This window comes from Pseudomonas sp. Sample_9, assembly GCF_004307535.1.
GTDB lineage: Bacteria > Pseudomonadota > Gammaproteobacteria > Pseudomonadales > Pseudomonadaceae > Aquipseudomonas > Aquipseudomonas mercuritolerans.
Genome location: NZ_RAZO01000284.1, coordinates 1 through 5,344, shown reverse-complemented (window position 1 = coordinate 5,344; position 5,344 = coordinate 1). Strand labels below are relative to the sequence as shown.

The window sequence follows — 5,344 nt, the reverse complement described above, 5'->3', positions numbered from 1 at the left end:
AGGTCGATGAAGTGCTGCGCCGCCGCGCTTTTGCCGCTGCCGATGCCGCCGGTCAGGCCGAGAATCCAGGGTTTTTCCACAGGGGTATTCATTTCAAACCGACAGACTGCCAATAGAAGTCGGTTATTTGACCACCCCAGAGCAAGGCAATCCAGCCGGCAATTGCCAGAAAGGGTCCGAAGGGGATCGGCGTCGAGGTTTCCTGGGCGCGCAGGCGCAGCATGACGACGCCCAAAATCGCTCCCACCAAGGATGACAACAGAATCGTCAGCGGCAGAATCTGCCAGCCACCCCAAGCGCCAAGCAAGGCCAACAGCTTGAAATCGCCGTGACCGATGCCGTCCTTGCCGGTGAGCAGTTTGAACAGCCAGAACACCGACCACAGCGCCAGATAACCCGCCACCGCGCCCCACAACGCATCGGGCAACGCCACGAACACGCCGAAGCTGTTGACGATCAGCCCCAGCCACAGCAGCGGCAGCACCAGCACATCGGGCAGCAACTGATGTTCGCAGTCGATCAGACTCATCGCCAGCAAGCCCCACGTCAGCAAAATCAGCAAGCCCGCCGGCCAGCCGAAGCCCAGATGCCATGCGATGAATGCCGAGAGCAGGCCGCAGGCCAGTTCGGTCAGCGGGTAACGTTTACTGATCGGCGCCGAACAAGCCGAGCAGCGCCCGCGCAGGCACAGATAACTGAGCAGCGGAATGTTTTCCCACGGGCGGATCCGATGTCCGCAATGCGGGCACGCGGACTGCGGCAGCATCAGGTTGTAGGTCGGCACGGGCGTTTCGCTGGGCAGGCCGAGCACATCATGGGCTTGCTGGCGCCAGTCACGCTCAAGCATCTTCGGCAGGCGCCACACCACAACATTGAGGAAGCTGCCGACCACCAGCCCGAGCAGCAGCGCGCTGACCACAAAGGCCAGCGGATACATGGCAAACAGTTCGTCGATAGGCATATCAGATCGCTGAGCCGAGTTGGAAGATCGGCAGGTACATGGCCACCACCAGTCCACCGACGATGACCCCCAGCACCACCATGATGAAGGGCTCCATCAGGCTGGTGAGGTTGTCGACCATGTTATCGACTTCGGCTTCATAAAAACCGGCGACCTTGTCGAGCATGTCATCCAGTGCCCCGGACTCCTCGCCAATGGCGGTCATCTGCACCGCCATATTGGGAAACACACCGGTGCTGCGCATCGAAAAATTCAGCTGCATGCCGGTCGAGACGTCCTGCCGCACGCGCAGCACCGCGCGCTTGAACACCACGTTGCCGGTGGCGCCGGCGACCGAATCCAGCGCTTCCACCAACGGCACCCCCGCCGCGAAAGTGGTCGACAGGGTGCGGGCAAAACGTGCGACGGCGGACTTGTACATCAAGGTGCCCACCAGTGGCAGCTTCAGCAGCCAGGCATCGCGGCGGTCACGCAGGGCCTGCGAGGTTTTCAACGCGTGGCGAGTGCCGAAAAACGCTGCCACCAGCGCAAAAAGAATGGCCCACCACCACTGCTGCATGAACTCCGACAGGCTGATGATCATCAGGGTGAAGCCCGGCAGTTCGGCGCCGAATCCGGAAAACACCGACTGGAACTGCGGCACCACTTTGACCAGCAGAATGCCGGTCACCACCGCCGCCACCAGCACCACGGCGGTGGGGTAGGTCATGGCTTTCTTGATCTTGGCCTTGAGCGCTTCGCTTTTCTCCTTATAGGTGGCCACCCGTTCGAGCAAGGTGTCGAGGGCACCGGACTGTTCGCCGGCGTCGACCAGGTTGCAGTACAACTCGTCGAAGTATTGCGGCTTCTTGCGCAGGGCTGTGGCGAAACTGTTACCGGCCGCGACCTCCTGTTTGACCTCGTCGACCAGTTTGCGCATGGCCGGATTTTCGAAGCCTTCACCGATAATGTCGAAGGACTGCAACAGCGGCACGCCGGCCTTCATCATGGTTGCCATCTGCCGGGTGAACAGGGCGATGTCCTGCGGCTTGATGCGTTTGCCCAAGCTCAGCAGGGACGCGGATTTCTTGCGCACCTTGCCCGGGTTGATCCCCTGTTTGCGCAGCTGCGCCTTGATCAGCGCGGGGTTCTGCCCGCTCAGTTCGCCAGTGACCTTGCTGCCTTTGCGGTCGGTGCCTTCCCAGGCGTAAACGCTGACTTTCGCTGCCTTGACCGCCATGTTCAATCCTTGGTGACCCGGTTGATTTCCTCAAGGCTGGTGATGCCTTGCATGGCCTTGTGCAGCCCGGAAGTGCGCAGATCGGCGAAACCGTCGCGACGCATCTGGATGTCGATTTCCAGCGAATTGCCTTCGGCCATGATCAGCCGTTGCAGGTCCGGTGTGTTCTTTACCACTTCATAAATCCCCACGCGTCCTTTGTAACCGCCGTTGCAGTGATCGCAACCGACCGGCTCGTAGATCGTGAAATGACCTATGCGTTCCTCGGGAAAGCCTTCCTTGAGCAAGGTTTCGTGAGGAATCTCCAGCGGCCGTTTGCAATGCGCGCACAACTTGCGCGCCAGACGCTGGGCGATGATCAGGCTGACCGAGGTGGCGATGTTGAAACCGGGAATGCCCATGTTGTGCAGGCGCGTGAGGGTTTCCGCTGCGCTGTTGGTGTGCAGGGTCGACAGCACCAGGTGGCCGGTTTGCGCGGCCTTGATCGCGATCTCGGCGGTTTCCAGGTCGCGGATCTCGCCGACCATGATCACGTCCGGGTCCTGACGCAGAAACGAGCGCAGCGCCTGGGCGAAGTCCAGCCCTTGCCGAGGATTGACGTTGACCTGATTGATGCCTGCCATGTTGATTTCCACCGGGTCTTCGGCGGTGGAAATGTTGATGTCGACGGTGTTGAGGATGTTCAGCCCGGTATACAGCGACACGGTTTTACCGGAGCCGGTGGGGCCGGTGACCAGAATCATTCCTTGTGGCTGTTTCAGCGCGGCGAGGTACAAGGCCTTTTGCTCGGCCTCGTAACCCAGCGCGTCGATGCCCATTTGCGCACTGGACGGGTCGAGGATCCGGATCACCACTTTTTCGCCCCACAGGGTCGGCAGGGTGTTGACGCGAAAATCGATGGATTTGCTTTTCGACAGGCGCATCTTGATCCGCCCGTCCTGGGGTTTGCGCCGTTCGGAAATATCCAGACTGGCCATTACCTTCAGGCGAGCGGCGATACGCCCGGCCAACTGGATCGGTGGCTTGGCCACCTCGCGCAGCATGCCGTCGGTGCGCATGCGTACGCGATAGTTTTTTTCGTAGGGTTCGAAATGCAGGTCGGACGAGCCGCTCTTGATCGCATCGAGCAGCATCTTGTGCACGAAGCGCACGACCGGGGCGTCGTCGGCATCGAGGCCGCCGATCACGTCCTGTTTGTTGTCATCGATGGCCTCGACGTCGAGGCCGTCGAGATCGACATCGGCCATTTCCTCGAGGCCCGAGGCATGGCTCTCGAAGAACTTGTCGATGGCGTCGCTGAGCTTGTCGTCCTCGACCAGAATCGCTTCGGTGCTCAGGCCGGTGCTGAACTGGATGTCGCTGATCGCCTGCTGATTGCTCGGGTCGGAAAGGCCTACGAACAGTTTGTTGCCGCGCCGCCAGAGGGGCAGTGCGCAGTGCTGGCGAACCAGTTTCTCACTGACCAATCCCTTGGGCTGACTCTCTTCGTCGACGCAATGCAGATCGAGCAGGGCCATGCCGAAGTGTTCCGAAGCGATCTCGGCGATCTGCCGGCTATTGACCAGTTTGTTGTGCACCAGGTAGTTCACCAGCGAGACGCGGTTGTGCTGGGCCTGCGCCCAGGATTGCCGGGCGCTTGTTTCCGTGAGCAGTTCGGCCTGGACCAATTGCTTGGCCAGACCGCTCAGAGTGATGTCATTCATGGGGATTCCGCACGCTTGCCGTTCATGACTTATAGCCTAGTCAAGTGACAGCGCCAAACATGGCCGGTGCAGGTGACAAAAAGTGTCAGATAGTGCGGTTGCGGGTTGTAGGAAACGGCGCAGGGGATTGCGCGCGCCCAGCAGGCGGGGCCTGAAAGGCGTTGGCATGGGCTGTGCTGAGCCTTGTTCAGATCATGAGATTTCGACTCATGCATGGAGCGTGTCTATGAAAAAACAACAAGGTTTCACATTGATCGAGCTGCTGATCGTTGTGGCGATCATCGGCATTCTGGCGACTATCGCCCTGCCTCAGTATTCGAAGTATCAGGCGCGGTCGAAGGTGACGGCGGGGCTGGCGGAGATTAGTGCATTGAAAGTGCCGTTCGAGGACACGATCAATCAAGGCACAGCTCCAACTCTGGCCAACGTTGCCAATGGTGCGACTACTACCTCCAACTGTACTTTGGCAGTTACAGGCACAGCCGCGACTGGCGAAGGCACGCTTACCTGTACCCTGCTCAATGCACCAGGTCCGGTGTTAGGTAAAACCATTACGCTTTCTCGTTCCGGGGCGGCGACGGGGAATACCTCCGGTGTTTGGACGTGTGCGACGACGGTCAACTCTGATTATTCTCCGCGCGGTTGCACGGCCAGCGGTACGTAATCACAAAGGTGAATAATCAGAATGCCCCGCATTGCGGGGTATTTTTGTATCTGCGATCACTTAACAAAAGCTCCAATAATTTCAGCAGCTTATGAACTTTCCGAAAAACCGCAACTTGCATGCGAAATTGCGTTGAGTCATGCATTTTGCATGAAAATGAAAATAAGCGTTTTTCATAACTTATTGTTTTTAAACGGTTTTATGCGGACGAAAAAGTTGGCACAGCGTTCGCAATATCTCCGGTAACCCTGCTGACAAGCGTTACAGCAGACTTCCAGTAAAAACAGGAGTTACTCGTATGAAGAAGTTCGCTATCACTGCCGCTGCTACCGCTCTGACCCTGACCATGGCTGGTGGCGCTTTCGCCCAGTCCGCTCAGGCTACCCAAGCGCCAATGGTTCTGGCTGCCGGTGAAGTTACCGAAATGAAACAAGATACCAGCGACACCTGGATCACCACCAAGGTCAAAGCTGACCTGGTTACCGAAAAAGGCATTCCAGGCACCGACATCAAAGTCGAAACCAACAAGGGTGTAGTGTCCCTGTCGTCGACCACTGCGGTAACCGAGTCGCAGAAAGAAGTCGCCGTAGGCATCGCCAAGAAAATCAAAGGCGTTAAAGCGGTCTCCGCTGACGGCCTGAAAGCCGAGTAAGGCAAGACTTCTCGCCTGAACCGGGAGAAGACGCGACAGACGGGCCGAGCAATACGTCTGCCGCAACTTTAGAGTTCATGCGAACGGTCACACGGATGTGACCATTACAGGCCCCGGCACTTGTGTCGGGGCCTGTTCTATTTGG

The 5,344-nt window shown here is 58.5% G+C and carries 6 protein-coding genes; 2 read left to right on the top strand and 4 right to left on the bottom strand.

Annotated elements, in window-relative coordinates:
* The 4 genes from D6877_RS15560 to pilB all read right to left on the bottom strand — a co-directional run.
* Positions 1-80: dephospho-CoA kinase (locus D6877_RS15560; RefSeq protein ID WP_178083693.1), on the bottom strand; the 80-nt coding region annotated here is incomplete at its 3' end.
* A gap of 8 nt (positions 81-88) precedes the next feature.
* A complete protein-coding gene (locus D6877_RS15555) occupies positions 89-961 on the bottom strand; it encodes an A24 family peptidase (RefSeq protein ID WP_130911363.1) in 873 nt (290 codons plus the stop codon).
* A 1-nt stretch (position 962) separates the two neighbouring features.
* Complete coding sequence (locus D6877_RS15550; RefSeq protein ID WP_130911362.1) at positions 963-2,180, bottom strand: type II secretion system F family protein; 1,218 nt, start codon at positions 2,178-2,180, stop codon at positions 963-965.
* Positions 2,181-2,182: 2 nt separating this feature from the next.
* Positions 2,183-3,883, bottom strand: coding sequence for a type IV-A pilus assembly ATPase PilB (pilB, locus tag D6877_RS15545; RefSeq protein ID WP_130911361.1), 1,701 nt, complete (start codon positions 3,881-3,883; stop codon positions 2,183-2,185).
* 226 nt (positions 3,884-4,109) lie between these two features.
* Here pilB and D6877_RS15540 point away from each other — a divergent pair, with 226 nt between their 5' ends.
* Entirely contained in the window at positions 4,110-4,547 is a 438-nt protein-coding gene (locus D6877_RS15540) for a pilin (RefSeq protein ID WP_073475464.1), read from the top strand.
* Positions 4,548-4,845: 298 nt separating this feature from the next.
* Positions 4,846-5,199 carry a BON domain-containing protein gene (locus D6877_RS15535; RefSeq protein ID WP_016773155.1) on the top strand — a complete coding sequence of 118 codons (354 nt, stop codon included), beginning with the start codon at positions 4,846-4,848 and terminating at the stop codon, positions 5,197-5,199.
* The last annotated feature ends 145 nt before the right edge of the window (positions 5,200-5,344 follow it).

Excerpts from the sequence above, each read along its gene's own strand:
- D6877_RS15555 (WP_130911363.1), bottom strand. The coding sequence starts at position 961 with ATGCCTATCGACGAACTGTTTGCCATGTATCCGCTGGCCTTTGTGGTC.
- D6877_RS15550 (WP_130911362.1), bottom strand. The coding sequence starts at position 2,180 with ATGGCGGTCAAGGCAGCGAAAGTCAGCGTTTACGCCTGGGAAGGCACC.
- pilB (WP_130911361.1), bottom strand. The coding sequence starts at position 3,883 with ATGAATGACATCACTCTGAGCGGTCTGGCCAAGCAATTGGTCCAGGCC.
- D6877_RS15540 (WP_073475464.1), top strand. The coding sequence starts at position 4,110 with ATGAAAAAACAACAAGGTTTCACATTGATCGAGCTGCTGATCGTTGTG.
- D6877_RS15535 (WP_016773155.1), top strand. The coding sequence starts at position 4,846 with ATGAAGAAGTTCGCTATCACTGCCGCTGCTACCGCTCTGACCCTGACC.